This is a genomic window from Stenotrophomonas sp. 1L-E-5-B-C3, from assembly GCF_057292075.1.
Genome location: NZ_JBXAWS010000015.1, coordinates 16,022 through 40,665 on the forward strand (window position 1 = coordinate 16,022; position 24,644 = coordinate 40,665).

The window sequence follows — 24,644 nt, forward strand, 5'->3', positions numbered from 1 at the left end:
TCCCCGCAGACATGCCCCTGACTGACCTCCTGGCGGCCGTGCAGACCCAGCTCTGCACGGCCACCGACCGCGACAGCGTCCTGCAGGCCGCCGCCGGGTTGCTGGCCTGCCGCCAGGCCAACGCCGAACAGATCTACCTGAACCTGTGCCAGCGCGAAGCGCTGGGCAGCACTGCGATCGGCCACGGCATCGCCATCCCCCACGGCCGCGCGCCGACGCTGGACCGCCCCCGTGGCGCACTGCTGCGGCTGGCCACCCCGGTCGACTTCGGTGGCGATGAGCCGGTGGACCTGGTGTTCGCGATGGCCGTCCCTGCCCACTACACCCACCAGCACCTGATGCTGCTGTCCGAGCTGGCCGAGCTGTTCTCGATGCCCGCCATCCGCGATGCCCTGCGCGCGGCCGGCGATGCCCGGGCCCTGCGCGAGGCGCTGGAGCTGACCCCACCTGCGAGTGCCGCATGAATACCAGCATCACCGCCCGTGAACTGTTCGAACAGCAGCGCGAGCGGCTGGGGCTGCGCTGGGCCGCAGGCAAGTCCGGCGAGAAGCGTGAGCTGGAGGCCGGCAACACGGTCTCGCGGCGGCCCTCGCTGGCCGGTTACCTCAACGCGATCTACCCCAACAAGGTGCAGATCCTCGGTACCGAGGAACTGTCCTGGCTGGATGCGCTGGAACCGCGCCAGCGCTGGGAAACCATCGAGAAGATCATGCAGTCGCATCCGCTGGCGCTGGTGCTGACCCGCAACCAGCCCTGCCCGGAAGACCTGCGCGCGGCGGCGGACGAATCCGGTACGCCGCTGTGGCTGTCGCCCAAACGCGGCCACGAACTGCTGAACCATCTTTCTTATCACCTGGCGCGCACGCTGGCGCCGCGGGTGATCCTGCATGGCGTGTTCATGGAGATCTACTCGATCGGCGTGCTGATCACCGGCGAGGCCGGTTCGGGCAAGAGCGAACTGGCGCTGGAGCTACTCAGCCGTGGCCACCGCCTGGTCGCCGACGATGCGCCGGAGTTCACCCAGATCGCCCCGGACGTGCTCGACGGCACCTGCCCGGAGCTGCTGCAGGACCTGCTGGAAGTACGCGGGCTGGGCGTGCTGAACGTGCGCGAGATGTTCGGCGACACGGCTGTAAAGAAGAACAAGTACCTTCGGCTGATCGTCCACCTGACCAAGCCGATGACCGAACCCACCCCACATGGCTACGAGCGCTTGACCGGCGATTCGGGCACCCGCCATGTGCTGGACCTGGATGTTCCGCTGATCACCCTGCCGGTGATGCCCGGCCGCAACCTGGCCGTGCTGACCGAGGCGGCCACCCGCCTGCACATCCTGCGCACCAAGGGGATCGACCCGGCGGCCATGTTCATCGCCCGCCACAGCAACCTGCTGGAACGGCGAACACCCTGACTCCCCCGTCCCTCGAAGAGCCTGTCCATGAGCACCGCACCCCCCTCCGCCCCGACCCTGATCATCGTCAGCGGCCTGTCCGGCTCGGGTAAATCCGTCGCCCTGAAGACCTTCGAGGACCAGGACTACTACTGCTCGGACAATCTGCCGATCAACCTGCTGCCCGATTTCGTGCGCAGCCTGCTGGCCAACCATGACGGCAGTGCACCGCGCCGCCTGGCGGTGGGCATCGACGTGCGCGGCCAGTCCAACCTGAGCCAGCTGGGCAACTGGCGGCAGCTGGCCACCGATGCCGGCGTGGAAGTGGAGGTGCTGTTCTTCGAAGCCAGCGACGAAGCGGTGCTCAAGCGCTATGCCGACACCCGCCGTCGCCACCCGCTGAGCCAGCTGGGGCTGTCACTGCCCGAAGCGATCGCCCGCGAGCGTGAATTGACCGCACCGTTGCGCCGTGAAGCCGATGCGGTGATCGACACCAGCACGCTCAACGTGCACCAGCTGCGGCGACGGATCATCACCGAGTTCGCGCTGGACCACGCCACGCGCCTGTCGCTGCTGTTCGAATCGTTCGCCTACAAGCGCGGCGTGCCGGCCGAGGCGGATTTCGTGTTCGACGCGCGCGTGCTGCCCAATCCGCACTGGGATCCGGACCTGCGCGCGCTGAGTGGCCGCGAACCGGGCGTGCGTGATTACCTGGAAGCGCAACCGGACGTGCAGCGCTACCTGGCCCAGCTGACGGATTTCCTCGATACCTGGCTGCCGAAGCTGGGGGATGGCACGCGCAGCTACGTGACCGTGGCGTTTGGCTGCACCGGCGGCAAGCACCGCTCGGTGTTCCTGGCCGAACGCATGGCGCGCCACGCCCGTGAGATGGGCTGGGAAGACGTGGCGACCTACCACCGCGAACAGGATTGAGGGTGGTCGGCCGGGCTGCGCCCGGCACCCGCTGGTAGTGCCGGCCGCTGGCCGGCAACAGCAAAAGCAAAAGCGGCATTCCGTGGGATGGCGAGGCGGTGTGGGTAGGCAGGACACGCCGTAAACCCCGCTCCGCGGTCCGGCCCAGCCGCTGGCGGCTGTGCGTTCGGGCGCTTGCAAAGCAGTGCTTCGCAAGCAAAGCGCCCTCACCCCTGGGGGCTCGATGGCGCCTTGCTCGTGTGCGCTGTCCTGCGCACACAGCAAGACCGGGGTTGGGCGTCCTGCCCAACCCGCCCGAGGCATGCCTTGGGCCCATGGCGCCAACGGTCCTGCCTACCCACACTGCCCCGCCTCTGACAGATTCCGTGTGCTGTTGGTAGATGTCGACCCTGGTCGACACGGTAGATCCATGCCATGCGTGGATGAATCTCTGTCAGGCATCGAAAAAAACGGATGGGGTCGGATCCCTTTTCAACGGAAAAGGGCTCTGACCCGAGCAACACTGAATACGGGACACTGTGCCCCTCTCCTGCTGCTATCGCCAATTCACCTTGACCTGTTAACGTGCAGTAATGACCTGTGGCATTCTCCTCGTAACACATCCTGGGGTCGGGACCGCCCTGCTTGACGTGGCGACCCGGCTCCTGCGGCAGTTGCCGCTGAAAACAGAAGCTTTCGAAGTACCGTTCGACGCAGACCTGGACGCCCTGCTTCCGCTCGCCTCGGCCGCCCTGCGGCGGGTCGATGGGGGAAATGGCGTGCTGATCCTGACCGACCTGTACGGTGCCAGCCCCGCCAACCTTGCCGGGCAGCTGGCCCGGCTGGGTACCCCGGTTCGCCGGGTGTCGGCGCTGAGCCTGCCGATGTTGCTGCGGGTGATGAATTATCCGGAACAGGGACTGGATCAACTGCCCGCCACAGCCGCGGCGGGTACCCGTAATGGAGCGATAGTCGACGATGCTTGAACGAGAACTCACCGTCAGCAACCGCCTGGGCCTGCATGCCCGGGCCACCGCCAAGCTGGTGCAGACCCTGGCGCCGTTCCGCTGCAACGTGACCATGGCCGCCAAGGGCCGTGAGATCAACGCCAAGAGCATCATGGGCGTGATGCTGCTGGCCGCCGGCCAGGGCACCCCGGTCACCGTGCGGATCAACGGCGAGGACGAAGTCGCCGCGATGGAGGCGGTGGTCGGCCTGTTCGAGCGCCGCTTCGACGAGGACAACTGAGCGTGCCACGCGCACGCGCCGGCCAGGTCAGTTCCGGCCAACGGCCGGTACAGCTGCTGGCCGGCCATGGTGCGGCCCGAGGCACCGCGATGGGCCGCGCCCGTGTGCGCCTGCCGCATGCACTGGAGGTTGCCGAGCAACGGGTCGCCGTCCACCAGGTCGAGGCCGAACTGGCCCGCCTGCACCGTGCCGTGGATGCCGCGCGCACGGAAATGCACGAGCTGCGACAGCGCCTGCAGGGTGCACTGAACCAGGAAGTGGGCGAGTTCCTCGACCTGCATGCTCTGCTGCTGGACGACCCCGAGCTGCTGTTCGGGCTGGACGAGCTGATCCGCAGCGGCCCGTACAGCGCCGGCTATGCGCTGCGCCTGCAGCGTGACCGCCTGGCCAAGGTCTTCGATGGCATGGACGATGCCTATCTGAAGAGCCGCATGGATGACCTCGACCATGTGATCGGCCGCATCCATGCCTTCCTGCAACCCGAGCGGCCGCCAGCGGTGAAAGGCCTCGCCGGTGAAATCCTGGTCTGCGACAACATCGCGCCCTCCGAGCTTGCCCAGTTGCAGGCGCAGGGCGTGGTCGGCATCGTCACCGCCGCCGGCAGCGCGCTGTCGCACAGTGCGATCCTGGCGCGCAGCCTGCACCTGCCCTTGATCGTCAACGTGCCGCAGCTGCTCAGCCGCATTGCCGATGGCGACGTGCTGATCATCGACGGCGCAGACGGCAGCATCACCTCCAACCCGCAGGCCGACAACCTGCGCGACTACCGCGCGCGGCTGAAAGAACACGCACGCGAGCAGCGCGAACTTGGCCGCCTGCGCAGCAAGCCCAGCCGTACCCGCGACCAGGTCGACATCGCCCTGCTGGCCAATGCCGAATCGCTGGAGGACGTCACCCAGGCGCATGCGCTGGGCGCACACGGGCTGGGCCTGTACCGCACCGAATTCCTGTTCCTGCAGCGCAACGAGCTGCCGGACGAAGAAGAACAGTTCCAGACCTACCGCGATGCCGCACTGGGCATGAGCGGGCGACCGGTGACCATCCGCACCCTCGACCTCGGTGCGGACAAGGCCGACCGCACCGGCCTGACCCTGAGCAACGAAGAGAACCCGGCACTGGGCCTGCGCGGCGTGCGCCTGTCGCTGGCGCGGCCGAAGGTGGCCGACACCCAGCTGCGCGCGATCCTGCGCGCCTCGGCCTACGGCAAGCTGCGCGTGCTGGTGCCGATGGTCAGCACCCGCGAGGAGCTGCTGGCGGTGCGCCGGCGCATGCTCAAGCTGACCGAGCAGCTGCGAGGCGAAGGCCACATGGTGTCCGACCACGTGCCGCTGGGCGCAATGATCGAGGTACCGGCCGCCGCGCTGGCACTGGAGAGCTTCATCGATCTGGTCGACTTCCTGTCGATCGGCACCAACGACCTGGTGCAGTACCTGCTGGCGGCCGATCGCAACAACGAAGCGTTGGGCGAACTGTACTCGCCGCTGCATCCGGCGGTGCTGCGGCTGCTGCAGATGGTGATCGAGACCGGCGTGCGCCATCGCATCCCGGTGGCGGTGTGTGGCGAGATCGCCGGTGATGCACGAATGACCCCACTGCTGCTGGCACTGGGCCTGACCGAATTCAGCCTGCACCCCGGCACCCTGCTGGAAGTACGCCGCGCGATCCGCGACGCCGACCTGGGGGCACTACGCGCACGAGCTCCCAAGCTGCTGGCCGCCCGCGACCGCCGTGCCATCGAGCGCTGGCTGGCGCTGGTGGCGGACGCGTCCTGATCGCAGCACACCCCGTTCGCCGGGCATGGCCCGGCGCTACCGCCGCACGTCGCCTGGTAGCGCCGGGCCATGCCCGGCGGCTATGCGTTGAAACATCCCCTTGCGATAATGACGCGCTGAACACCCCTGTTGCCGCATCCTTGCCAGGATCGCGGCTTTTCTTATCCCGCGGGAGCTGCGATGGCTGAGGCTGTACGCCACGACAAGACTGCGCGCCAGTTGCGGATGCTGTCCGATGCACTGGACAGCGGCCGACTGGGCCCGGTGCGCCGCCTGGTCAATACCCTGGCGCCGGCCGAGATCGGCAACCTGCTCGAATCGCTGCCGCCCGGCAAACGCGAGATCGTCTGGGGCCTGGTCGATCCGGAAGATGACGGCGAGGTGCTGGTCCACGTCGGCGACGACGTGCGCGAAAGCCTGCTCGCCGACATGGACCCGGACGAGATCATCGCCGCGGTCGAAGACCTGGACATCGACGATCTGGCCGACCTGGTCGAGGATCTGCCGGACACGGTCATCGACGAAGTCCTCAAGTCGATGGACCGCGAGAACCGCGAGCGCCTGGAACAGGTGCTGTCCTACCCCGAGGACAGCGCCGGCCGCCTGATGAACCCGGACGTGGTGACCGTGCGTGCGGACGTCAACGTCGACGTGGTGCTGCGCTACCTGCGCCTGCGCGGCGAGCTGCCCGACCACACCGATCACCTGTTCGTGGTCAGCCGCCGCCACCAGTACCTGGGCCGGGTGTCGCTTGCCTCGCTGGTGACCCATGAGGACACCACGCCGATCAACCGCCTGATCGACGATGAGCAACCGGCGATCGATGTCGGCGAGAGCGACCAGGAGGTGGCGCGGCAGTTCTCCGACCATGACTGGATCTCCGCGCCGGTGGTGGATGACAACAACATCCTGATCGGCCGCATCACCATCGATGACGTGGTCGACATCATCCGTGGCCAGGCCGAGCACCAGGCGCTGGGCGCCGCCGGCCTGGACGAGGACGAGGATCTGTTCAGCCCGGTCTGGCGTGCGATGCGCCGCCGCCTGATGTGGCTGTCGGTGAACCTGTGCACCGCCTTCCTCGCCTCCAGCGTGGTCGGCCATTTCGAAGGCACCATCGACAAGCTGGTGGCGCTGGCGGTGCTGATGCCGATCGTTGCCGGCCTCGGTGGCAATGCCGGCACCCAGGTGCTGGCGCTGATGGTGCGTGGCCTGGCGTTGGGCCAGGTCGGCAGTTCCAACGCACGCACGCTGTTGTGGAAGGAAGTACGGGTGGCCCTGCTCAACGGCGTGGTGCTCGGCTCGCTACTGGGCCTGATCGTGCTCGCCTGGTTCCATTCACCTGGTCTGTCGGCGGTGATCGCCATCGCGCTGACCTGCAACCTGCTGTTCGCCGCGTTGGCCGGCGTGCTGGTGCCACTGACGCTGAAACGCTTCGGCTTCGACCCGGCGCTGGCCAGCGGCATCTTCCTGACCGCCGTGACCGACTCGATGGGCTTCTTCACCTTCCTCGGCCTGGCCACCCTGGTGCTGCTGCACTGACCGTATCAAGGGTCGGATCCGCACCGCGCGGGGCGCTGACCCGATCCCAACTGGAACACCCATGGCAACGACGATCGAAAATTACTTCCAGCCCGGCTGGCGTGACCAGCAGTACACCTGCACGGCCTGCGAATGGAAGGGCAGCTCGCGCGCCATGGTGATGGAGTTGGACGAAGACGCCACCGAGTACGACTGCCCGGTCTGCGAGAACCCACTGCTGGTGGTGCTGCATCCGGATATGGCGCAGGTGCAGGCGGCCGCCGCCGAAGGCAATGCTGAAGCACAGGAGCAGCTGGACATCATCGCCAGCTTCCCGCACCCGGAGTGACGCAGCGCATGATGCCAGGCTGATCGCGGCGGACTACGATGCGGACGATCCTGCCGCTACGGGAAAGCCCATGGTCCGTTCGCTGTCGCGCTGGCTGCCACTGCTGGCCGTTCTGATGATGACCGCTTGCACATCGCTTCCAGACAGCGCGCGCGGACGCTTCGAAGCCCGCGCGGTGAAGGTGGATGGCGAGACGGCCTACTACCAGGTGTTCATTCCGGCCGGCGTGCAGGCCGCCGCTCCCACCCACCTCCCGGTCATCCTGTTCCTGCACGGCTCCGGCGAGCGCGGCAGCGATGGTGTCAGGCAGACCCACGCCGGGCTGGGACCTTACTTGCGCGAGCACCCCGGCTTCCCTGCGCTGGTGGTGTTCCCGCAGGTGCCAGGCCACGAGGAATGGAGCGGCCACAACAACCGTGTCGCGCTGGCGGCACTCGATGCAGCGATCGCCGAATTCGGCGCCGACCCTGCCCGGCAGTACCTGACCGGCATGTCGATGGGCGGCTACGGCAGCTGGAATATCGCCCTGGACGACCCACGCCGCTTTGCCGCGATCGTGCCGGTATGCGGTGCCGTGCTGGCACCGCGTGCGAAGCGGCCGACCCTGTTCGTCGAGCAGGTCGCGCAGGAGTCTGATCCGTATGCGGAGATCGCCAAGCGCCTTCAGCACACACCGATCTGGATCTTCCACGGCGCGCTGGACGATGTGGTGCCACCGGACGACGACCGCAGGCTGCATGCCGCATTCCAGAGCGCCAACGCACGCGACGTGCGCTACACCGAATACCCGGAAGGCAACCACAATGCCTGGGACGCCACCTACGCCGACCCGGCGATGTGGGCGTGGCTGTTCGCGCAGAAGCGCTGAACCGCAGCTTCTGCTGGAAAACATCTGTTGGTGGATGCCTACCGTTGGTCGGCTTGGGTATTGGTGGGTGGCGACCGTTGGTTGGCTTGGGTATTGGTGGGTGCCGACCGTTGGTCGGCACTATCTCTCCGCTTCGGGGTAATCCATTGCTTGGTACCTCCCATCGATCTCCCATCGGCACCAGGCATACGGATACTCTCCCACGCAGCTCGCCAAGTTCGCCCTGAGCGGGTTGGCGACGATGTACATCGCATGGCGGAACAGTGATTCTTCAGAACGAATGGCGTGATCGTGATAGCTCGATTGCCAGAATGGTCCTGTCCTACCCAGCATGCGGTTGATCCGCAATGCACTGCTCGATTTGAAGCGTTGCATGACGTAGTCCAGCGAGAACGCACGGACCTCCACCAGCCAATGGATGTGGTCCGGCATGACCACATAGGCAAGTGAGTGCGTCAGGCCTTCAGCATCAATGCGACGGAACACATCCATCACCTCCTGTGCCGCAGTGGCATCATCGAAGTAGCGTCGACGTTCCTGGGTGACGGTGGTCAGGATGTAGGATTGCCCGATCCGGGAATGGCGGCCAAGTCTCAGGCGTGCGCGGTTCATGGGCACAAGCGTGTGCCTGCCGGCATCCCTCTTCTATCGGGCAACCACGTCAGTACAGGTAGGCCCGGAACCATTCAAAGGCTAGGCCCGCACTTCACCGCACTGATGGTTCAGTGCCGATCAACGGTCGGCACCCACCGGATCGGATAAGGACAGATCAACCGTGCCGACCAACGGTCGGCACCCACCCAGACAGTTCAGGGTGAATCCCTTTTGTGCCGACCAACGGTCGGCACCCACCAGGGCGATCAGCCCAGCAGCGTTTCCAGCACGGCCATGCGCACGGCGACGCCGTTGGCGACCTGGCGCAGCACCCACGACTGCGGGCCGTCGGCCACTTCGTCGGTCACTTCCACGCCGCGGTTGATCGGGCCTGGATGCAGCACGGCTGCATCCTTGCCGGCGCGGGCCAGGCGTTCGTTGGTCAGGCCGTACTGCGCGTGGTACTGCTCCAGCGACGGCACCAGGCCTTCCTCCATGCGCTCGCGCTGCAGGCGCAGCATCATCAGCGCGTCGACGCCTTCCAGCATCGCGTCGAAATCATCACCGACCACGCAGCCCTTCAGGGTCTCGTCGTCGGGCAGCAGCGACTGCGGGCCGCACACGCGGATCTCGCCCACGCCCAGCGTACGCAGCGCATGCAGGTCGGTGCGGGCCACGCGCGAATGCTTCACGTCGCCGACGATCACCACCTTCATCTTCGAGAAATCAGGGCCCTTGGCCTGGCGCAGGGTCAGCATGTCGAGCAGGCCCTGGGTCGGGTGCGCGCTGCGACCGTCACCGGCATTGATCAGCGCGGTGCCCTCGCCCGCCGCTTCGGCCAGTGCGGCCACGGCGCCATCATCGGGGTGGCGCACCACGAAGCCGCGCACGCCCATCGCTTCCAGGTTGCGCAGCGTGTCGCAGGCGGTTTCGCCCTTGCGCGTGGACGAGGTCGAGGCATCGAAGTTCAGCACGTCGGCGCCCAGGCGCTGCGCGGCCAGCTGGAACGAGCTGCGGGTGCGCGTGGACGGTTCGAAGAACAGCGTGCACACCGCTGAGCCGGCCAGCACCTGGCGCTTGTTGCCGACACGACCGACCGCGGCATCGCGGATCTGGCCGGCGCGGTCAAGCAGCTGCAGCAGGGTCTCGCGCGGAAGGCCTTCGAGGGTCAGCAGGTGGCGCAGGCGGCCGGAGGCATCGAGTTGCTGGGCGGTCATGGCGGTGTCGGGCAGTCAGGGAATGGGGATGGCATCGTCGGGGGACGACAGCCAGCGGTCGATGATCACCGCCGCGGCCACGGCATCGAGGGCGGCCGCATCGCGGCGGCGCTTGCGCCCTTCGGCGCGCTCGACAGCGAAGCGGCGGGCGGCCTCGACCGAGCTGGAACGCTCGTCGATCATCACCACCGGCAGCTTGAAACGTTCCCGCAGCTGGCGGGCAAAGCCCTGCGCGCGCTTGCGGTTGGGCTGGTCCTGGCCGTCCAGGGTCAGCGGGTCACCGACCACCAGGCCATCGGGCTTCCATTCCTTGATCAGGCGTTCGATCGCGGTCCAGTCCGGGCCGTTGCCGTGCACGTCGACCACGGCCACCGCGCGCGCATGCGCAGCGAAGGCACTGCCGATGGCCACGCCGATACGCCGCGAGCCGACATCGAAACCCAGAACGGTGCCGTCACGGCGGATGACCGGGGCAGCAGACACCGGTGCGGGCGCGGTCGGCTCAGACATGGCCGCTGTAATCGGTCAGCCGGAACAGGTCCACGCCGATGCGCGAGGCCGCGCCCTGCCAGCGCTGCTCCAGCGGCAGCTGGAACACCAGCTCGGCATCGGCTGGCACGGTCAGCCAGCTGTTCTCGGACAGCTCGCTTTCCAGCTGCCCTGCGCCCCAGCCCGCACAGCCCAGCGTGACCACGGCATTGGCCGGGCCTTCGCCGCGCGCCATCGCTTCGAGGATGTCGCGCGAGGTGGTCAGGTACAGGCCTTCACCCACGATCAGGCTGGAATCCCATGCGCGCGCGTCGTCATGGATGACGAAGCCGCGTTCGGGATGCACCGGGCCGCCATTGAGCACCATGCGCGCCTGCAGGTCGCCATCACCGGTGGTGATGTCCATCTGTGCCAGCACTTCGCCCAGCGTGTATTCGGAAGGTTGGTTGACCAGCACACCCATCGCACCGTTCTCGTCGTGCTGGCAGATCAGCGCGACGCTGCGGGCGAAGGTCGCGTCGAGCAGCGACGGCAGCGCAACGAGCAGGTGATCGGCGAGGGAGGTCGGCGTTACAGGCATGCCCCCATTCTACCTGCTGGGGGCGGGATGGTCGCGCGATGGACGCGCGCGGCGATCGGCTAGGATGGTGCTTTGCCATGGAAGGTCGTCGATGCAGTCTTCATCGCCCCTGACCCTGCCCGCACGCAGCGCCATCGTCCTGATCGCGCTGCTGCAGGGCCTGATGCTGTATGCCGCGCAGGAGCTGTCTGATGCGTGGCCGTTCCGCGATATCGGCTGGCGCTACTGCTGGTACGCCTGGGTGCTGGCTATTCCCAGCGCGGTGGCGCTGAGCCTGGTCGATCTGGGCCAGCGCCGCCTGTGGCTGCAGGCCATGCTCGGCTCGGCGGTGGTGCTGGCGCTGGCCGCCTGGATCGGCTGGAACCTCAACGGCGAAACCGCACTGGAATCGGGCGCACTGCAGTTCCCGCTGACCCTGGGCATGGCCGTGGCAGTGTTCGTGGCCCTGCCCTGGTGGCAGTTCCAGCTGCAGCATGGGCATTGGCGCGCCAGCTATCCGGAGCTGTTCGAGCGTGCCTGGCAGAACGGCCTGACCCTGGCCCTGGCGGCGCTGTTCACCGGGCTGACCTGGCTGCTGCTGTGGCTGTGGGCGGCCCTGTTCCAGCTGCTGGACGTGACCTTCTTCCGCGATCTGTTCCGGCAGGACGCGTTCATCGCGCTGGCCACCGGCAGCCTGGCCGGGTTTGGTGTGCTGATCGGGCGCACCCAGCACCGCGCGATCCAGATCACCCGCCAGGTGCTGTTCGCGATCTGCCGCGGGCTGCTGCCGCTGCTCTCGTTCATCGCCGTGCTGTTCGTGCTGAGCCTGCCGCTGACCGGGCTGGAACCGCTGTGGAAGACCCGTTCTGCCGCGAGCCTGCTGCTGGTGCTGTCGCTGCTGCTGGTGTCGTTCACCAATGCGGTCTACCAGCAGGGCGACGACACCGCGCCCTACCCCCTGCTGCTGCGCCGGCTGGTCGAGGCCAGCCTGCTGGCGCTGCCGGTCTATGCGGTGCTGGCGCTGTATGCACTGGGCCTGCGCGTGGTGCAGTACGGCTGGACCCTGGACCGCTTCTGGGCGGTGCTGATCGCGCTGGCCGTGGCCGGCTATGCGCTGGGCTACGCGTTGGCGGTAGTGCGCCGGCGGGGCCGCTGGCTGCAGACGCTGGAGCCGGTCAACCGCTGGATGTGCTGGGCGGTGCTGGCACTGGCATTGCTGGGCAACTCGCCGCTGCTGGACCCGGTGCGGCTGACCCTGTCCAGCCAGCTGGCGCGGCTGCGTGCGGACCCGCCGGCGATCACCAGCAGCGACGTCAACGTGCTGCGCTTCGACCTCGGCCACCGTGGCGTGCAGGCGTTGCGCGAACTGCAGGACGATCCGGCCATCACCGCCGATGCCAACGCGCCACAGGTGATCGCCGATGCGCTGGCACGCACCTCACGCTGGGACGGCGGCACCCGCCTGGACAAGGGCCCGCAGGATATCGCCGCCCTGCAGCGCGCGCTGAAGCTGGCCAAGGGATCCAGCTCGCCACCGGACGATTGGTGGCAGGCACTGGCCACCCGCGCGATCAACGGCGAATCCTGCGCCCAGAGCGAGCGCGACTGCCTGATCGTGCATCGTGACCTGGATGGCGACGGCAGCGCCGAGGTGCTGCTGTGCGAGCTGTACAACATCCGTGGGCCGGACTGCGTGCTGTACGCGCGCGGCAAGGACACGCGCTGGCATCGGGCCGGTTCGCTGTTCGGTGCCGCCAGCGGCCAGGCCGAGGCGATCAACCAGGCCCTGCGTGACGGCAAACTCACGCTTGTGCCACCGCGCTGGCCGATGCTGTCCATCGGCGGGCACCCCGCGGTGGCCATCGATCCCGAACCCGAATCCAACGAGTCTTCTCCATGAGCGGTTACTGCCTCATCGCCCCGGGCCATCCGGTGCACGACTACTACCACGCCAACGAATACGGCTTCCCGCAGCGTGACGAGCGCGAGCTGTTCGAGCGGCTGGTGCTGGAGATCAACCAGGCCGGGCTGAGCTGGGAGACCATCCTGAAGAAGCGCGAGGGCTTCCGCGCGGCCTATGACGGCTTCGATGTGGATCGGGTTGCAGCCTACGCCGAGCAGGACATCGAACGGCTGCTGTCGGACGCGGGCATCATCCGCAACCGGCTGAAGGTGCTGGCGGCGATCCACAACGCACAGGTGATCCAGCAGCTGCGGGCCAGCCACGGCAGCTTCGCGGCGTGGCTGGACGCGCACCATCCGCGCAGCAAGGCCGACTGGGTGAAGCTGTTCAAGAAGACGTTCCGCTTCACCGGCGGCGAGATCACCGGCGAGTTCCTGATGAGCCTGGGCTACCTGCCCGGTGCGCACGCCGAGGACTGCCCGGTGCATGCGCGGCTGCTGAAGCTGTCGCCGCCGTGGTTGCAGGCCTCCCGGTAGTGCCGGCCGCTGGCCGGCAGCCTCGGAATGCTGCAGGTGTTGCCGGCCAGCGGCCGGCACTACCGTCGAATCGTCACACGCCCATGTAACGGCCCGGGCGGTGGTTGAACATCAGCACCAGGCTGAGCACCACCGCGCCGATGGCCGAGTACAACACCTTCGACGGTGACAGCACGAAGAACGCGGCCACCATCAGGCAGGCGTCGTAGGACATCTGCACCTTGCCGGCGCTCCAGCCACGGGTGCGCTGCAGGTACACGGCGAGAATGCCGATGCCGCCGAGACTGGCGCGGTGGCGGATGAAGAACAGGATGCCCAGGCCGGACAACGCGCCACCAACAATCGCCGAATACAGCGGGTTGATGTGCGAGAAATCGATCCAGCGCGGCAGCAGGTCGGTCAGCACGCCACAGGCGGTGACCGCAGCAAAGGTCTTCAGGGTGAATTCCCAGCCCATGCGCCGCAGTGCCACCCAGTAGAACGGCAGGTTGACCAGCACGAACACCAAGCCGAAGTTCCAGCCCATCGAGTAGTGCAGCAGGAAGGCCATGCCGGCCATGCCGCCGATCATCAGCCCACCCTTGGCGAAGATGGCCAAGCCAAGCGAGGCCACCATCGTGGCAAGCACCATGCCCTGCACGTCCTCGGCAATCGAGTGGCGCAGCGCTTTTTCGTCGGCGGTGGTGCCGGCGCTGTCGGGCGGTGGGGTCAGCGGACCAGCGGTGACCAGGTGGCCGTCAGCGTCGTCGCACGGCGCGGAGCCATGGGCGGGAAGGGACATACGGGTGGGGGAACAGCAGGTGGGGAGCGCTATTAGACACGATCCGCATGACAGTTGCAGATGAAATCGTTCAGCTGCGCTCGCCCATTCAGGTTATTTCGGAGGTGTCACCGGCAGCACGGCCAGCATGTCCTCGCCATCGTCGTCCATGCCGGTCTCGACGAAACCGAAGCTGCCATAGAAGGCGCCCGCCACCGGATTGTGCGGGTTGTAGCAGATCTCGATCTCGGCCAGACCGGGCGTATCCCGGATCTGCGCCAGCGCCAGTTCCAGCGCGCGCCGCCCGATGCCGCGCCCCTGCCAGCGCTGATCGACCATGAAGCGCCAGATCGAGATGCGCTGCGGCGTCTCCGGCACCCACATGAAGAATCCAACCAGCTCGCCATCGGCCTGGATGGCACGGGTCTGGTAGCCGGGATGGAATGCGGCCTGCACCAGCGACCAGGTGTTGCCGGCGACGAAATCCTGCTGCGCCTCACTGACGTCGAGGTCGCACACGGCTTCGTAGTTGTCGACGGTGATCGCGTCCAGCGTGACCTGCATATGGGCGTCCTGCCTCGGGATGAGCGCCCAGTCTGCCTGACTCTGGATGCCGTGTGGCCTGACCCCACACGACCGTTCAGCGCAGCGTTGCCTGCCTCATCCCTTCCCGGCCAGATGGTGCGCCACCAGCGCGTTGGCGCGGCCATGGCCCAGCCCATGCTCGCTTTTAAGGAAGCTCACCAGTTCCATGTGTTTCAGCCCAGGCTGCTTCGCCAGCAGCCCGAACCAGTGCGTCACCGGCTGACCGTAGGTCTTCTCGATGGAGGGAAAGTACGAGGCCGGGCCCTTGGGCTTTTCAGTGCTCATGCGGAAGCTCCTTGCGATGGATGTACCGGTACGACGAACCGGGGAGCCGGAAATCGACAGATCCGTTCAATCCGGGAGCCGTATCATCCCGTCATGCCCCGTGAAAATCTCAACGACCTGCAGGCCTTCGTCCACGTTGCCCGCGAAGGCAGCTTCACCAGGGCCGCCGCCCAGCTGGGCGTTTCACAGTCCGCACTCAGCCATGCCATGCGCGGGCTGGAAGAGCGACTCGGCGTGCGCCTGCTGACCCGCACCACCCGCAGCGTGTCCACCACCGAGGCTGGCGCCCGCCTGCTCGATACCCTCGCCCCGCGCCTGGCCGAGATCGAGGACGAACTGGCCGCACTGGCCGAGTACCGCGAGCGACCGGCCGGCACCATCCGCATCAATGCGACCGGCCATGCCGCCGAGTACATCGCCTGGCCGCGGCTGGCACCATTGCTGCAGCAGTATCCGGACCTGAAGGTGGAACTGACCACCGACTACGGCCTGGCCGATATCGTCGCCGAGCGCTACGACATCGGCATCCGCCTCGGCGAACGGTTGGCGCGCGACATGATCGCGGTACCGGTCAGCCCGCCGCTGCGCATGCGCGTGGTCGGTGCACCCAGCTACTTCCACCAGTACGTGGTGCCGCGGCATCCGCACGACCTGGCCAACCACAACTGCGTCACCCTGCGCCTGCCCACGCATGGCGGGCTGATGCCGTGGGATTTCGGCCAGGACGGCAACGAGCTGAGCGTACGCGTGAGCGGCCAGTGGATCTTCAACAGCATGGGCATGACCCGTGCTGCCGCATTGGCCGGCAGCGGCCTCGCCTGGTTGCCGGAAGACCAGGTGCAGCCGATGCTGGACGATGGCCGCCTGCAGTCGGTGCTGGACGACTGGTGCCCGCACTTCGATGGCTACTACGCGTATTACCCGTCGCGCCGCCACGTCACCGTGGCGATGCGGACGGTGCTTGATGCACTGCGTGGGCCGATGGGGAGTTGAGGAGTGCGGACCAACGGTCCGCACCCACCACCAACGGTCCGAACCCACCTGGTGATCAACCCTTCGCCTGCGCGGCGCGCTGCGCGTTGTAGCGCTCGCCGACGATGGAGATTTCCTCCAACGTCTGCGCGATGCGTTGCAGTTCCTCCGGCGCCAGCTGCAGGTCGGCCGCGCCCAGGTTTTCTTCCAGGCGATGGATCTTGGTGGTGCCCGGAATCGGCACGATCCACGGCGCCTGCGCCAGCAGCCAGGCCAGCGCCACCTGCGCCGGGGTGGCGCCACGGGCCGCGGCGATCGTGCTGATGCGGTCAACCAGCGCCTGATTGGCTCGACGCGCCTCCACTTCAAAACGCGGCACGGTGTTGCGGAAGTCGTTGGCGTCGAAGGTGGTGTCGGCGTTGATCGCGCCGGTCAGGAAACCACGGCCAAGCGGGCTGAACGGTACGAAGCCGATGCCCAGTTCCTGCAACGTGGGCAGCAGCTCGCGCTCCGGCTCACGCCACCACAGCGAGTACTCGCTCTGCACGGCGGCCACTGGCTGCACCGCATGCGCACGGCGAACGGTCGCGGCGCTGGCCTCGGACAGGCCGAAGTGGCCGACCTTGCCCTCGGCGATCAGGTCGCGAACGGTGCCAGCGACATCCTCGATCGGCACGTTGGGGTCGACGCGGTGCTGGTAGAACAGGTCGATATGGTCGGTGCGCAGGCGCTTGAGGCTGGCCTCGGCCACCGCGCGGATGTTCTCGGGGCGGCTGTCCAGCCCGGTATCGACGCGCGCATCCTTGAAGCCGAACTTGGTGGCGATCACCAGCCTGTCGCGGTACGGCGCCAACGCCTCGCCGAGCAGGTCTTCGTTGGTGTACGGGCCGTACACTTCGGCGGTGTCGAAGAAGGTCACGCCACGCTCGACGGCGGCCCGCAGCAGGGCGATGCCCTGGCCCCGCTCCACCGGTTGGCCGTAGCCATGGCTCAGGCCCATGCAGCCCAGGCCGAGGGCGGAAACCTTCAGGCCACTGCGGCCGAGTTCACGTGTCTGCATCGTCGTGCTCCAGAGGGGGAGCGCTGACGATACGCCTGCAGAGCCCACGGATTGAATGGGCAGCATTGCAGTTGGTCATGACTGGAATTCATCAATGCGCGGAGCCGCCCGCCCGTAGAGTCGAGCTTGCTCGACTCTACGGAACACGCAGATCACCGGATCTCGGAGATCTCCACGCCATCCAGCCCCTGCGACAGGGTGCGCGCGTCGCCGCCCTGGCTGAGCTTGATGCGCAGGCGCACTTCGTTCTGCGAATCGGCGTAGCGCAGTGCGTCCTCGTAGCTGATCTCGCCGGCCTGGTACAGCTCGAACAGGCTCTGGTCGAAGGTCTTCATGCCCAGCTGGACCGAATCCTTCATCACTTCCTTCAGCTTGTGGATCTCGCCATCGCGGATGTAGTCCTGCACCAGCGGCGTGCCCAGCAGGATCTCCATCGCCACCTTGCGCGAGCGGCCATCGGGCGACGGCACCAGCTGCTGCGCAACCACGCCCTTCAGGTTCAGCGACAGATCCATCAGCAACTGGTTGCGACGATCTTCCGGGAAGAAGTTGACGATGCGATCCATCGCCTGGTTGGCGTTATTGGCATGCAGGGTGCACAGCACCAGGTGGCCGGTTTCGGCGAACGCGATGGCGTGGTCCATGCCTTCGCGGGTACGCACTTCGCCGATCATGATCACATCGGGCGCCTGGCGCAGGGTGTTCTTCAGCGCGGCTTCCCAGCTGTCGGTATCGATGCCGACTTCGCGCTGGGTGATGATGCAGCCTTCATGCTTGTGCACGAATTCGATCGGGTCTTCGATGGTTATGATGTGGCCGGTCGAGTTCTGGTTGCGGTAGCCGATCATCGCTGCCAGCGAGGTCGATTTACCGGTACCGGTGGCGCCGACGAACAGGATGATGCCGCGCTTGGTCATCGCCAGCGTCTTGATGATCGGCGGCAGGCTCAGCTCTTCCACGGTGGGAATGCGCGTCTCGATACGACGCAGCACCATGCCCACCTGGTTGCGCTGGTAGAAGCAGCTGACACGGAAGCGGCCGACACCGGACAGGCCGATGGCGAAGTTGCACTCGTGGGTCTTTTCGAACTCTTCGCGCTGCGCCGGGGTCATCACGTTCAGCACCAGGTCGCGGCTCTGCTGCGGGGTCAGTGGTGTCTGCGTGATCGGCGAGATCTTGCCGTTGACCTTCATCGCCGGCGGCATGCCTGCAGTGATGAACAGGTCCGAGGCGCGCTGGTGCGCCATCAGCTTGAGGAACGATGTGAAATCGATGGTGGTGGCGGTGGTGTTCACGAAAGGCTCCAGGAATCGGTCGGTGGAGGGGACATCGCGGGGACGGCCGCGCCTTGCTGCGCGCTGCCCCGCCATTGCCTCGCCTTACTCGAACAGACGCTTGTCCTTGGCGTACTCGCGGGCCTGGTTGCGGGTGATCAGGCTGCGCTTGACCAGGTCCTGCAAGTGCTGGTCCAGGGTCATCATGCCGTACTGCTGGCCGGTCTGGATGGCCGAATACATCTGCGCGACCTTGTCCTCCCGGATCAGGTTGCGGATGGCCGGGGTGCCGACCATGATTTCCCACGCAGCGGTACGACCGCCGCCGACCTTCTTCAGCAGCGCCTGCGAGATCACTGCACGCAGCGACTCGGACAGCATCGAGCGCACCATCGGCTTTTCGCCGGCCGGGAACACGTCAATGATGCGGTCGATGGTCTTGGCGGCCGAACTGGTGTGCAGGGTCCCGAACACAAGGTGGCCGGTTTCCGCCGCGGTCAGCGCCAGGCGGATGGTTTCCAGGTCACGCAGTTCGCCGACCAGGATGATGTCCGGATCCTCACGCAGTGCCGAGCGCAGCGCTTCGTTGAAGCCATGCGTATCACGGTGCACTTCGCGCTGGTTGATCAGGCACTTCTGCGAGGTGTGCACGAATTCGATCGGATCCTCGACGGTGAGGATGTGGCCGTACTCGTTCTTGTTGATGTAGTCGATCATCGCCGCCAGCGTGGTCGACTTGCCCGAACCGGTCGGGCCGGTGACCAGGATCAGGCCCTGCGGCTGCTGGATCACTTCGCGGAACAGCGGCGGGCAGGCCAGGTCCTCGAGGGTGAGCACCTCGGACGGAATGGTACGGAACACCGCACCGGCGCCGCGGTTCTGGTTGAACGCATTGACACGGAAGCGCGCCAGCGACGGGATCTCGAAGGAGAAGTCCACTTCGAGGAATTCCTCGTAATCGCGGCGCTGCTTGTCGGACATGATGTCGTACACCAGCGCGTGGACCTGTTTGTGGTCCAGGGCTGGGATGTTGATCCGGCGCACGTCGCCGTCCACGCGGATCATCGGCGGCAGGCCTGCGGACAGGTGCAGGTCGGACGCTTTGTTCTTTACGGAAAACGCCAACAGCTCGGCGATATCCATGAGCGGCTACTCCCCAATAACGGCTTCGACTGGAAGGATCTTTCCCCGGGCGGCAGTATAGCCTCCTGATTCAACGGAACGCGTTACGTGGCCACTCCCCTGCCCCAGATCCTGAGCAACCTGCACGCCGCCGCCGAGGCCGCTGGCAGGCCCGATCCACGCCTGCTGGCGGTGTCCAAGACCCAGCCGGCCGAGGCCGTGGCCGCGCTGGCCGCACAGGGCCAGCACGCCTTCGGCGAGAACTACGTGCAGGAAGCACTGGCCAAGATGCAGGCGCTGCAGCACCTGGACCTGGAATGGCACCTGATCGGCCACTTGCAGTCGAACAAGGCCGAGGCCGTGGCCAGCCACTTCGACTGGGTGCAGAGCGTGGACCGGCCCAAGCTGGTGACCGCGCTGGCACGCCATCGCCCCGTCGCACGCGGCCCGCTGAACGTGCTGATCCAGGTCAACATCGACGACGAATCCAGCAAGCACGGCTGTGCACCAGAGGATGTGGATGCGCTGGCTGCCGCCATTGCCGCCGAACCCAGCCTGCGCCTGCGCGGTCTGATGGCGATTCCCGCACCGTGGCCCGAGGCCGAGCGCCGCCGGGATGCATTCGTGCGCATGCGCACACTTTTCCAGTCGTTGGTTGCCCAGCACGCGCAGATCGACACGCTGTCGATGGGCATGAGCAGCGACTACGCCGAGGCCATCGCCGAGGGCGCCACCCTGGTGCGTATCGGCACCGCTCTGTTCGGCGCGCGCCCGCGCCCGGCCTGATATTCCAAGGAGCCTTCCATGGCAGTTGATTCCATCACCTTCATCGGCGGCGGCAACATGGCCCGCAGCCTGATCGCCGGCTTGATCCGCCAGGGCGTGCCTGCCGCGCACATCCACGTGGCCGAACCAGTGGCCGCATTGCGCGAGTCACTGGCTGTCGACTTCGGCGTGCAGGTGCACGACAACGCCGCTGATGCCGCCGCACAGGGCAATACCTGGCTGCTGGCGGTGAAGCCGCAGGTACTGCGCGATGTATGCCAGTCGCTGCGGGCGCTGGCACAGGCGAACCGACCGCTGGTGGTGTCGATTGCCGCCGGCATCACCAGCACGCAGCTTGAACGCTGGCTGGGCGGGAACCTGCCGGTGGTGCGCGCGATGCCGAACACGCCGGCCCTGCTCGGCGCCGGCGTGACCGGCCTGTACGCCACCGCGTCGGTGGACGCGCAGCAGCACGCACGCGCCGAACAGGTGCTGGCCAGTGCCGGGCGCACGGTGTGGATCGACAGCGAGTCGCTGATGGATTCGGTCACCGCGGTCTCCGGCAGTGGGCCGGCCTATGTGTTCCTGCTGGCCGAAGCGATGGAAGCGGCGGGTATCGCACAGGGTCTGCCTGCAGAAGCGGCGCGCACGCTGGTGGTGCAGACCCTGCTGGGTGCCTCGCGCATGCTCGATGAAGCCGGCGAAAGCCCGGCCGAACTGCGTCGCCGCGTGACCTCGCCGAACGGCACCACCCAAGCCGCGATCGAGAGCTTCCAGGCCGGTGGTTTCGAGGCGCTGGTGGATACGGCGCTGCGCGCCGCGCAGGTGCGTGGGCAGGAACTGTCTGCGGCGAATGATTGATCCCGATGTGTGCCGACCAACGGTCGGCACCTACCATCATCCACGCATGGCGTGGATGCTCACTGCCCCAATGTGGCCATGACGAAATCGACGAAGCACTGCAGGCGCGGACGCGGCCGTCGATCCGGCAGGTAGATCAGGTGCATCGGTCGTGGTTCGGGCAGGTAGTCGCGCAGCAGGGGCTTCAACCGCCCTGCCGCAATCTCGCCGGCCAGCAGTGCGGTCGGTTGCAGCACCAGCCCTGCGCCGGCCACGGCGGCCTCGCGCAGTGCAACACCATCATTGCAGGTCAGCCGCGCCTCCCAATCCACCTGTTCACCGTTGGCCAGCTGCCAGCCATGGCCACCGCGCCAGGCCAGATGGCTCAGGCAGTCATGCCCGGCCAGATCCTCAGGGGTGCGCGGCGTGCCACGCCGGCGCAGATAGGACGGTGCCGCGCACAGGCTCATCGCGTACGGTGGCAACGGCCGCGCCACCACTTCCTGTGACGGCAGCGGCCCAACGCGGATTGCCACGTCGAAGCCATCCTCGATCAGGTCCACGCGGCGGTTGCTCAGGTCCAGTTCGATGTTCAGCAACGGCTGCTCACGCAGCAGCCCGGACAGTACCGGCGCCAGCACGCAGCTGCCCCAGGTGGTCGGCGCGCTGACCCGCAGCAGGCCCCGTGGCTGCACCTGCAGGCCGGCGACATCGGCCTCGGCCTGCTGCACCTGCTCCAGCACCTGCCGACAACCGGCCAGGTAGGCGCTGCCGGCTTCGGTCAGGCGCTGGCGCCGGGTGTTCCGCTGCAGCAGCGCCGTACCCAGGTGCGCCTCCAGCTGCTGGATGTACTTGCCCACCATCACCGCCGAGACCTGCAGCTGCTCGGCGGCACCGGTGAAGCTGCCGCGCTCGGCCACGGCGACAAAGGCCTGCATGCAGCGAAGCGTATCCATTGCTAACCCTTAGTTAGGAATCCACTAAGCATACGCACCTTACCGAACCTGGCTGTGACGGCGCAGACTGCGCTCATTCCCCCTCTCGCAAGGAACCGCCATGAAGATTCTCCTTGTGGGTGCCAGCGGCACCCTCGGCCAGGCGGTCGCACGCCAGCTTGGCCAGCAGCACCAGATCCTCGCCGCCGGCCGCACCAGCGGCGAACTGCGCGTGGACCTCACCGACGATGCCAGCGTCGCCGAACTGTTCGCGCGTACCGGCCCGGTCGATGCGGTGATCTCCACCGCCGGCAAGCTGCACTTCGGCCCGCTGCAGGCAATGACCCCGGCGCAGTTCAACATGGGCCTGCAGGACAAGCTGCTCGGCCAGGTACGGCTGGCGCTGGTCGCGCAGCACCACCTCACTGCCGGAGGTTCAATCACGTTGACCAGTGGCATCGTCAGCGCGCAGCCGATCCGCGATGGCGTCAACGCCACCTCGGTGAATGCCGCGCTGGAAGGCTTCGTGCGTGCCGCTGCGCTGGAACTGCTGCCGCGTGGCCTGCGCATCAACGTGGTCAGCCCCAACGTGCTGATCGAATCGATGGCCGCCTACGGGCCCTACTTCCCCGGCTTTGAAGCGGTGAGCGCACAGCGCGCGGCACTGGCCTTCCAGCGCGCGGTGGAAGGCATCCAGAGCGGCGAGACGATCACGGTCTGGTAAGAAAAAGGGGACGGAGGGGATTAAGTCGTTTGTGCACTTGCGACTTAATCCCCTCCGTCCCCTTTTTGTCGGTCACTCCCAGCGCATGGGGCCGTCGCCGCGTTCGCCGAGGACGTCCCCCGGGTTGGCCAGGCGGCAGTGCTGCAGCGACAGGCAGCCACAGCCGATGCAGCCGGTCAGTTCGTCGCGCAGCAGCTGCAGCATGTGGATGCGCTCCTCCAGTTCGGTGCGCCAGCGTGCGGACAGCTTGGCCCAGTCGGCCTTGGTCGGTGCGCGCCCCTCGGGCAGGCTTTCAAAAGCGCGGCCAACGGCTTCCAGCGGCATGCCCACCCGCTGTGCCACGCGGATCACGGCCAGTCGGCGCAGCACGTCACGGCTGTAGCGGCGCTGGTTGCCCGAGGTGCGCAGGCTGCTGATCAGCCCCTTGCGCTCGTAGAAATGCAGCGCGGAAATGGCCACGCCACTGCGCTGGGATACTTCGCCAACGCTCAGATCCTGGGACACCATTACTTGACCTCAACTGCAGTTGAGGTGTCATGCTGCTATCTTCGCCGCCAGTTGACAAGCGCGGCCCGCACCTGACCCGTATGACCCCCACTGCCTCTTCCGTCGACGCCAGCATGTCGGCCGACACTTCGATCCTGTCCGCACGCTACCGCGCCACCACCATCGGCATGGTCGCGCTGGTCGCCCTGCACGCCTTCGAGGCCTTGGCGGTGGCAGCGGCGATGCCGACCGTGGCCGAGGCGCTGGATGGCCTGCGCCTGTATGCACTGGCGTTCGGCGGCACGCTGGCCACCAGCGTGATCGGCATGACCCTGGCCGGGCGCTGGGCCGACCGCCAGGGGCCGGCGCGTCCGCTGTGGTATGGGCTGGCCTGCTTCGTGCTGGGCCTGCTGCTGGCCGGCTTCGCCATGCGTATGGGCATGCTGGTGGCAGGCCGCCTGCTGCAGGGCCTGGGTGCCGGTGCGATCTCAGTCTCGCTGTACGTGATGGTCGGGCGCAGCTACCCCGAGCACCTGCGGCCAAAGGTATTTGCCGCGTTCTCCGCAGGCTGGGTGGTGCCGTCGATGATCGGCCCGGCACTGAGCGGCCTGATCGTGCAGCACCTCGGTTGGCGTTGGGTGTTCCTGGCGGTGCCGCTGCTGGCGGTCCCGGCCGCGCTGCTGCTGCGCCCGGCACTGGCACGCATGCAGCCCACTGATGCTGCCAGCAGCGACGAAGGACGCGGCAACGTGGTGCGCTGGGCCAGCGGTGCCTCGTTGGCGGCCCTACTGCTGTACTTCGGTGGCCAGCAACGCGGCGTGCCGGCCCTGCTCTGCATCGGCGTGGCGTTGCTGGCGCTGCTGTTCTGCGTGCACCGCCTGTTGCCAGCTGGCACGTTGCTGCTGCGCCGCGGGCTGCCCAGCGTGATCGCCCTGCGCGGCATCGCTGCAGCAGCATTCTTTGCTTGCGAGGCCTACCTGCCCCTGCTGTTGCAGCGCGAGCGCGGACTCTCACCCAGCTGGGCCGGCGCCGTACTCAGCCTCGGTGCGCTGGGCTGGTTCGCGGGCTCCTGGCTGCAAGGCCATCAACAGCGCGGATGGTCGCGCCAGCAGCTGCTCCGCGTGGGCACGCCGCTGATGACGATCGGTATCGCCGCCACGCTGGCGGTGCTGTTCAATGCGGTTCCGCTGCCGGTCGCACTGGTCGGCTGGGCGGTGACCGGCTTCGGCATGGGCATGATCTACGCCAGCCTGTCGGTGCTGACCCTGTCGCTGTCGGCGCCGCATGAGCAGGGCGCCAACACCTCGGCGCTGCAGCTGAGCGAGGCGCTGTCGGTGACCACCGCACTGGCGGTTTCCGGTGCACTGTTCGCGCTGTTCGTGGACAGCGCGCCACACACCGGCTACTTCCTGTGCCTGGCGATTACCTTCGGTCTGGCCATGCTGGCCACGGTGATCGCGCGGCGGGTGTAGCGCCGC

28 protein-coding genes are annotated in these 24,644 nt (G+C 67.0%); 16 read left to right on the forward strand and 12 right to left on the reverse strand.

Annotation, left to right across the window (positions count from 1 at the left end; all coding sequences use genetic code 11):
* Window positions 1-11: 11 nt before the first annotated feature.
* From AC0Z6F_RS17185 to AC0Z6F_RS17225, 9 genes are all read left to right on the forward strand, one after another.
* Window positions 12-464: a PTS sugar transporter subunit IIA gene (locus AC0Z6F_RS17185; protein WP_012510284.1), complete on the forward strand. Its 453-nt coding sequence runs from the start codon at window positions 12-14 to the stop codon at window positions 462-464.
* Window positions 461-1,411: an HPr(Ser) kinase/phosphatase gene (gene hprK, locus AC0Z6F_RS17190; RefSeq protein ID WP_004147299.1), complete on the forward strand. Its 951-nt coding sequence runs from the start codon at window positions 461-463 to the stop codon at window positions 1,409-1,411. Before AC0Z6F_RS17185 ends, hprK begins: the two co-directional genes overlap by 4 nt.
* A gap of 27 nt (window positions 1,412-1,438) precedes the next feature.
* The gene (gene rapZ / locus AC0Z6F_RS17195; protein WP_485617963.1) at window positions 1,439-2,323 is read left to right on the forward strand and encodes an RNase adapter RapZ; all 885 of its coding nucleotides are present in this window, start codon (window positions 1,439-1,441) and stop codon (window positions 2,321-2,323) included.
* 572 nt (window positions 2,324-2,895) lie between these two features.
* Window positions 2,896-3,288, forward strand: coding sequence for a PTS sugar transporter subunit IIA (locus AC0Z6F_RS17200; protein ID WP_012510282.1), 393 nt, complete (start codon window positions 2,896-2,898; stop codon window positions 3,286-3,288).
* A complete protein-coding gene (locus AC0Z6F_RS17205; RefSeq protein WP_012510281.1) occupies window positions 3,281-3,550 on the forward strand; it encodes an HPr family phosphocarrier protein in 270 nt (89 codons plus the stop codon). The genes AC0Z6F_RS17200 and AC0Z6F_RS17205 overlap by 8 nt, the downstream gene beginning before the upstream one ends.
* Window positions 3,551-3,552: 2 nt before the next feature.
* Window positions 3,553-5,322: a phosphoenolpyruvate--protein phosphotransferase gene (gene ptsP, locus AC0Z6F_RS17210; protein WP_012510280.1), complete on the forward strand. Its 1,770-nt coding sequence runs from the start codon at window positions 3,553-3,555 to the stop codon at window positions 5,320-5,322.
* A 180-nt stretch (window positions 5,323-5,502) separates the two neighbouring features.
* Window positions 5,503-6,864 carry a magnesium transporter gene (mgtE, locus tag AC0Z6F_RS17215; protein WP_004147235.1) on the forward strand — a complete coding sequence of 454 codons (1,362 nt, stop codon included), beginning with the start codon at window positions 5,503-5,505 and terminating at the stop codon, window positions 6,862-6,864.
* Between the two features lie 61 nt (window positions 6,865-6,925).
* Window positions 6,926-7,192: a hypothetical protein gene (locus AC0Z6F_RS17220; RefSeq protein ID WP_065722565.1), complete on the forward strand. Its 267-nt coding sequence runs from the start codon at window positions 6,926-6,928 to the stop codon at window positions 7,190-7,192.
* 70 nt (window positions 7,193-7,262) lie between these two features.
* Window positions 7,263-8,060 (forward strand): carboxylesterase family protein, encoded by a 798-nt coding sequence (locus AC0Z6F_RS17225; protein ID WP_004147231.1) that lies wholly within the window; start codon window positions 7,263-7,265, stop codon window positions 8,058-8,060.
* 120 nt (window positions 8,061-8,180) lie between these two features.
* Here the strand turns inward: AC0Z6F_RS17225 and AC0Z6F_RS17230 are convergent, their stop codons facing one another.
* The 4 genes from AC0Z6F_RS17230 to AC0Z6F_RS17245 all read right to left on the reverse strand — a co-directional run bounded on the left by AC0Z6F_RS17230 (window position 8,181) and on the right by AC0Z6F_RS17245 (window position 10,940).
* Window positions 8,181-8,672, reverse strand: a complete 492-nt coding sequence (locus AC0Z6F_RS17230) for an REP-associated tyrosine transposase (protein WP_448122651.1) — start codon at window positions 8,670-8,672, stop codon at window positions 8,181-8,183.
* A 248-nt stretch (window positions 8,673-8,920) separates the two neighbouring features.
* Window positions 8,921-9,871, reverse strand: a complete 951-nt coding sequence (locus AC0Z6F_RS17235; RefSeq protein WP_004147181.1) for an aspartate carbamoyltransferase catalytic subunit — start codon at window positions 9,869-9,871, stop codon at window positions 8,921-8,923.
* Window positions 9,872-9,886: 15 nt separating this feature from the next.
* Entirely contained in the window at window positions 9,887-10,381 is a 495-nt protein-coding gene (ruvX, locus tag AC0Z6F_RS17240; protein ID WP_012510278.1) for a Holliday junction resolvase RuvX, read from the reverse strand.
* Window positions 10,374-10,940: a YqgE/AlgH family protein gene (locus AC0Z6F_RS17245; protein WP_004147177.1), complete on the reverse strand. Its 567-nt coding sequence runs from the start codon at window positions 10,938-10,940 to the stop codon at window positions 10,374-10,376. Before AC0Z6F_RS17245 ends, ruvX begins: the two co-directional genes overlap by 8 nt.
* Before the next feature lie 91 nt (window positions 10,941-11,031).
* Between AC0Z6F_RS17245 and AC0Z6F_RS17250 the strand changes: the two genes are divergently transcribed.
* Entirely contained in the window at window positions 11,032-12,819 is a 1,788-nt protein-coding gene (locus AC0Z6F_RS17250) for a DUF4153 domain-containing protein (RefSeq protein ID WP_012510277.1), read from the forward strand.
* Entirely contained in the window at window positions 12,816-13,358 is a 543-nt protein-coding gene (locus AC0Z6F_RS17255; RefSeq protein WP_012510276.1) for a DNA-3-methyladenine glycosylase I, read from the forward strand. The genes AC0Z6F_RS17250 and AC0Z6F_RS17255 overlap by 4 nt, the downstream gene beginning before the upstream one ends.
* A 73-nt stretch (window positions 13,359-13,431) precedes the next feature.
* Here AC0Z6F_RS17255 and AC0Z6F_RS17260 read toward each other — a convergent pair whose 3' ends face one another.
* The 3 genes from AC0Z6F_RS17260 to AC0Z6F_RS17270 all read right to left on the reverse strand — a co-directional run bounded on the left by AC0Z6F_RS17260 (window position 13,432) and on the right by AC0Z6F_RS17270 (window position 14,988).
* Window positions 13,432-14,139 (reverse strand): YitT family protein, encoded by a 708-nt coding sequence (locus AC0Z6F_RS17260; RefSeq protein WP_012510275.1) that lies wholly within the window; start codon window positions 14,137-14,139, stop codon window positions 13,432-13,434.
* Window positions 14,140-14,232: 93 nt separating this feature from the next.
* Complete coding sequence (locus AC0Z6F_RS17265) at window positions 14,233-14,682, reverse strand: GNAT family N-acetyltransferase (protein ID WP_012510274.1); 450 nt, start codon at window positions 14,680-14,682, stop codon at window positions 14,233-14,235.
* Window positions 14,683-14,778: 96 nt separating this feature from the next.
* Entirely contained in the window at window positions 14,779-14,988 is a 210-nt protein-coding gene (locus AC0Z6F_RS17270; RefSeq protein ID WP_485617969.1) for a DUF4287 domain-containing protein, read from the reverse strand.
* Window positions 14,989-15,081: 93 nt separating this feature from the next.
* Between AC0Z6F_RS17270 and AC0Z6F_RS17275 the strand changes: the two genes are divergently transcribed.
* Window positions 15,082-15,981 carry a LysR family transcriptional regulator gene (locus tag AC0Z6F_RS17275; RefSeq protein ID WP_012510272.1) on the forward strand — a complete coding sequence of 300 codons (900 nt, stop codon included), beginning with the start codon at window positions 15,082-15,084 and terminating at the stop codon, window positions 15,979-15,981.
* A gap of 55 nt (window positions 15,982-16,036) precedes the next feature.
* Here the strand turns inward: AC0Z6F_RS17275 and AC0Z6F_RS17280 are convergent, their stop codons facing one another.
* From AC0Z6F_RS17280 to AC0Z6F_RS17290, 3 genes are all read right to left on the reverse strand, one after another.
* Window positions 16,037-17,020, reverse strand: coding sequence for an aldo/keto reductase (locus tag AC0Z6F_RS17280; protein WP_012510271.1), 984 nt, complete (start codon window positions 17,018-17,020; stop codon window positions 16,037-16,039).
* A 152-nt stretch (window positions 17,021-17,172) separates the two neighbouring features.
* A complete protein-coding gene (locus AC0Z6F_RS17285; protein WP_005408369.1) occupies window positions 17,173-18,315 on the reverse strand; it encodes a PilT/PilU family type 4a pilus ATPase in 1,143 nt (380 codons plus the stop codon).
* Window positions 18,316-18,399: 84 nt separating this feature from the next.
* Window positions 18,400-19,437: a type IV pilus twitching motility protein PilT gene (locus tag AC0Z6F_RS17290; protein WP_004147099.1), complete on the reverse strand. Its 1,038-nt coding sequence runs from the start codon at window positions 19,435-19,437 to the stop codon at window positions 18,400-18,402.
* Between the two features lie 87 nt (window positions 19,438-19,524).
* Here AC0Z6F_RS17290 and AC0Z6F_RS17295 point away from each other — a divergent pair, with 87 nt between their 5' ends.
* Window positions 19,525-20,202 carry a YggS family pyridoxal phosphate-dependent enzyme gene (locus AC0Z6F_RS17295; RefSeq protein ID WP_100434151.1) on the forward strand — a complete coding sequence of 226 codons (678 nt, stop codon included), beginning with the start codon at window positions 19,525-19,527 and terminating at the stop codon, window positions 20,200-20,202.
* 18 nt (window positions 20,203-20,220) lie between these two features.
* A complete protein-coding gene (proC, locus tag AC0Z6F_RS17300; RefSeq protein WP_485617973.1) occupies window positions 20,221-21,042 on the forward strand; it encodes a pyrroline-5-carboxylate reductase in 822 nt (273 codons plus the stop codon).
* 59 nt (window positions 21,043-21,101) lie between these two features.
* Here the strand turns inward: proC and AC0Z6F_RS17305 are convergent, their stop codons facing one another.
* The gene (locus tag AC0Z6F_RS17305; RefSeq protein WP_065722575.1) at window positions 21,102-21,977 is read right to left on the reverse strand and encodes a LysR family transcriptional regulator; all 876 of its coding nucleotides are present in this window, start codon (window positions 21,975-21,977) and stop codon (window positions 21,102-21,104) included.
* Between the two features lie 100 nt (window positions 21,978-22,077).
* Between AC0Z6F_RS17305 and AC0Z6F_RS17310 the strand changes: the two genes are divergently transcribed.
* Window positions 22,078-22,680: a short chain dehydrogenase gene (locus tag AC0Z6F_RS17310; protein ID WP_012510267.1), complete on the forward strand. Its 603-nt coding sequence runs from the start codon at window positions 22,078-22,080 to the stop codon at window positions 22,678-22,680.
* A 72-nt stretch (window positions 22,681-22,752) separates the two neighbouring features.
* Here AC0Z6F_RS17310 and soxR read toward each other — a convergent pair whose 3' ends face one another.
* Entirely contained in the window at window positions 22,753-23,187 is a 435-nt protein-coding gene (soxR, locus tag AC0Z6F_RS17315) for a redox-sensitive transcriptional activator SoxR (RefSeq protein WP_004147068.1), read from the reverse strand.
* A 29-nt stretch (window positions 23,188-23,216) separates the two neighbouring features.
* Between soxR and AC0Z6F_RS17320 the strand changes: the two genes are divergently transcribed.
* Window positions 23,217-24,638: an MFS transporter gene (locus tag AC0Z6F_RS17320; RefSeq protein ID WP_065722577.1), complete on the forward strand. Its 1,422-nt coding sequence runs from the start codon at window positions 23,217-23,219 to the stop codon at window positions 24,636-24,638.
* Window positions 24,639-24,644: the final 6 nt, after the last annotated feature.

What these genes read in the sequence shown, in the direction of transcription:
- AC0Z6F_RS17185 (WP_012510284.1), top strand. Translation starts at nt 12, where the DNA reads ATGCCCCTGACTGACCTCCTGGCGGCCGTGCAGACCCAGCTCTGCACG.
- hprK (WP_004147299.1), top strand. Translation starts at nt 461, where the DNA reads ATGAATACCAGCATCACCGCCCGTGAACTGTTCGAACAGCAGCGCGAG.
- rapZ (WP_485617963.1), top strand. Translation starts at nt 1,439, where the DNA reads ATGAGCACCGCACCCCCCTCCGCCCCGACCCTGATCATCGTCAGCGGC.
- AC0Z6F_RS17200 (WP_012510282.1), top strand. Translation starts at nt 2,896, where the DNA reads ATGACCTGTGGCATTCTCCTCGTAACACATCCTGGGGTCGGGACCGCC.
- AC0Z6F_RS17205 (WP_012510281.1), top strand. Translation starts at nt 3,281, where the DNA reads ATGCTTGAACGAGAACTCACCGTCAGCAACCGCCTGGGCCTGCATGCC.
- mgtE (WP_004147235.1), top strand. Translation starts at nt 5,503, where the DNA reads ATGGCTGAGGCTGTACGCCACGACAAGACTGCGCGCCAGTTGCGGATG.
- AC0Z6F_RS17220 (WP_065722565.1), top strand. Translation starts at nt 6,926, where the DNA reads ATGGCAACGACGATCGAAAATTACTTCCAGCCCGGCTGGCGTGACCAG.
- AC0Z6F_RS17225 (WP_004147231.1), top strand. Translation starts at nt 7,263, where the DNA reads ATGGTCCGTTCGCTGTCGCGCTGGCTGCCACTGCTGGCCGTTCTGATG.
- AC0Z6F_RS17230 (WP_448122651.1), bottom strand. Translation starts at nt 8,672, where the DNA reads ATGAACCGCGCACGCCTGAGACTTGGCCGCCATTCCCGGATCGGGCAA.
- AC0Z6F_RS17235 (WP_004147181.1), bottom strand. Translation starts at nt 9,871, where the DNA reads ATGACCGCCCAGCAACTCGATGCCTCCGGCCGCCTGCGCCACCTGCTG.
- ruvX (WP_012510278.1), bottom strand. Translation starts at nt 10,381, where the DNA reads ATGTCTGAGCCGACCGCGCCCGCACCGGTGTCTGCTGCCCCGGTCATC.
- AC0Z6F_RS17245 (WP_004147177.1), bottom strand. Translation starts at nt 10,940, where the DNA reads ATGCCTGTAACGCCGACCTCCCTCGCCGATCACCTGCTCGTTGCGCTG.
- AC0Z6F_RS17250 (WP_012510277.1), top strand. Translation starts at nt 11,032, where the DNA reads ATGCAGTCTTCATCGCCCCTGACCCTGCCCGCACGCAGCGCCATCGTC.
- AC0Z6F_RS17255 (WP_012510276.1), top strand. Translation starts at nt 12,816, where the DNA reads ATGAGCGGTTACTGCCTCATCGCCCCGGGCCATCCGGTGCACGACTAC.
- AC0Z6F_RS17260 (WP_012510275.1), bottom strand. Translation starts at nt 14,139, where the DNA reads ATGTCCCTTCCCGCCCATGGCTCCGCGCCGTGCGACGACGCTGACGGC.
- AC0Z6F_RS17265 (WP_012510274.1), bottom strand. Translation starts at nt 14,682, where the DNA reads ATGCAGGTCACGCTGGACGCGATCACCGTCGACAACTACGAAGCCGTG.
- AC0Z6F_RS17270 (WP_485617969.1), bottom strand. Translation starts at nt 14,988, where the DNA reads ATGAGCACTGAAAAGCCCAAGGGCCCGGCCTCGTACTTTCCCTCCATC.
- AC0Z6F_RS17275 (WP_012510272.1), top strand. Translation starts at nt 15,082, where the DNA reads ATGCCCCGTGAAAATCTCAACGACCTGCAGGCCTTCGTCCACGTTGCC.
- AC0Z6F_RS17280 (WP_012510271.1), bottom strand. Translation starts at nt 17,020, where the DNA reads ATGCAGACACGTGAACTCGGCCGCAGTGGCCTGAAGGTTTCCGCCCTC.
- AC0Z6F_RS17290 (WP_004147099.1), bottom strand. Translation starts at nt 19,437, where the DNA reads ATGGATATCGCCGAGCTGTTGGCGTTTTCCGTAAAGAACAAAGCGTCC.
- proC (WP_485617973.1), top strand. Translation starts at nt 20,221, where the DNA reads ATGGCAGTTGATTCCATCACCTTCATCGGCGGCGGCAACATGGCCCGC.
- AC0Z6F_RS17305 (WP_065722575.1), bottom strand. Translation starts at nt 21,977, where the DNA reads ATGGATACGCTTCGCTGCATGCAGGCCTTTGTCGCCGTGGCCGAGCGC.
- AC0Z6F_RS17310 (WP_012510267.1), top strand. Translation starts at nt 22,078, where the DNA reads ATGAAGATTCTCCTTGTGGGTGCCAGCGGCACCCTCGGCCAGGCGGTC.
- soxR (WP_004147068.1), bottom strand. Translation starts at nt 23,187, where the DNA reads ATGGTGTCCCAGGATCTGAGCGTTGGCGAAGTATCCCAGCGCAGTGGC.
- AC0Z6F_RS17320 (WP_065722577.1), top strand. Translation starts at nt 23,217, where the DNA reads ATGCTGCTATCTTCGCCGCCAGTTGACAAGCGCGGCCCGCACCTGACC.